Origin of the sequence: Sphingopyxis sp., assembly GCF_035998965.1 — a bacterium.
In the GTDB taxonomy this organism is placed as follows: domain Bacteria; phylum Pseudomonadota; class Alphaproteobacteria; order Sphingomonadales; family Sphingomonadaceae; genus Sphingopyxis.
Map to the genome: position 1 here is coordinate 1 of NZ_DASYHE010000036.1, position 1624 is coordinate 1624.

At 68.5% G+C, this 1624-nt stretch carries 1 protein-coding gene; it reads right to left on the reverse strand.

The annotated features are described in order from the left end of the window. Positions 1-1624: strawberry notch-like NTP hydrolase domain-containing protein (locus VGN68_RS05090; protein WP_327474513.1), on the reverse strand; the 1624-nt coding region annotated here is incomplete at both ends.

Consider the following 1624-nt stretch of genomic DNA (forward strand, 5'->3'; position numbering starts at 1 on the left):
CGCGTAGAGGCCGAGCGCCTTGAGGTCGCGCGCGAGCACCTCCATTGCCGCCACGCCGCCCTGCTCGATCGCGGCGACGAACTCGCTGCGCGAAGCGAACGGAAAGTCGTTCCCGCCCCACAGGCCGAGCCGCTGCGCATAGGCGAGGTTCTGCACCGTCGTCGCCCCTGTCGCGGAGACATAGACGATGCGCGCGTCGGGAAGCGCGTGCTGAAGTCGCAATCCCGCTCGCCCCTGCTGCGACGGTTTCTGGTCGCCGCGCTCGCCCTTTCCACCCGCCGCATTGGCCATCGCATGGGCTTCATCGAAAATGATCGCGCCGTCGAAGTCAGGCCCGAGCCATTCGGCGATCTGCTCGATGCGGCTCGCCTTGCCCTCGCGGCCCTGCGAGCGAAGCGTCGCATAGGTGGTGAAGAGGATGCCTTCGGCAAGCCGGACCGGCGTACCCTGGCGGAAGCGCGACAGCGACGTGACGAGCAGGCGCTCCTGCCCGAGCGCCGACCAGTCGCGCTGCGCGTCCTCGAGCAGCTTGTCCGACTTCGAGATCCAGAGCGCGCGGCGCCGGCCCTTCAACCAGTTGTCGAGAATGATCCCCGCGACCTGTCGGCCCTTGCCGGCGCCGGTGCCGTCGCCAAGGAACCAGCCGCGCCGGAACTGGACCGCTGCCTCATTATCGTCGCTCGCCGCACTCACGACATCCGCGGTCTCGTCGACCGTCCAGGCGCCCGACAAATGACCGGCATGGGCCTCGCCGGCGTAGATGACCGATTCCAGCTGCGCGTCGGACAGGAGGCCGTCGCTAACGAGATTTTCGGGAAGATGCGGCCGATAGGAAGGGCGCGGCGGCGCGACCGACGCCATCGCCGCCGACTGGACGAGCGCGGTCGGATGGGGAGACGCCCCCGCAATGCGCAAGGACTGGAGCGCATAGGGCTCGTAGATCGCCTCGCCAAGTTGTCCGACGGGCGGTGACCACTCGATCGTCTCATAGACAAGCTCGCCCGAAGCGACGCGCGCGGTCTTCTCCGGACGCGTGGCTCCCCTGGCAAGAGGCCCCCGAGAAGCCGCTGCGTCGCGCATGAATGGCATTGCCGCTGTTGGCGCAGGGGGCGGCGGGGCAGGCCGCGGCGGAACATGGCTGGTCACCCAGGCAAGAAGCGTCGCCAGGTCGGGCGCTTCGCCATGGCTCGCCGGCAGCATCGATGGATCGGCCACGGGTACCTTGTCGATAACAAGCAGTCGCGTCGCGGTCGTGGTGCCGTGCTTGGCGTAGACTTTTCCAGCGATCGCGGCGGAGAACAGGATCGTCGCCCGCTCCTGTAACCCGACGAACCCCGCGCGGAAGGCCGCGGCATCGGGTGCGCAATTCGCCCCCATGATCGCGACCAGCCGACCGCCGTCGCGGAGCCGCGCGAGCGCGGAGGCGATATGGCGAAGTGCAGTGCCTCGCATCGGGCGGTCGACGTGCGCCGTGGCGGAGAAGGGCGGGTTCATGAGGACGACGTCGGGGACGAAAGAAGCGTCGAGGCGGTCGTCGATCGACGCGCCATCATGACGCGTGATTGGCACGGCGGGAAACAGTAGCTCGAGAAGCTCGGCGCGACCGTCGGCCAACTCGTTGAGC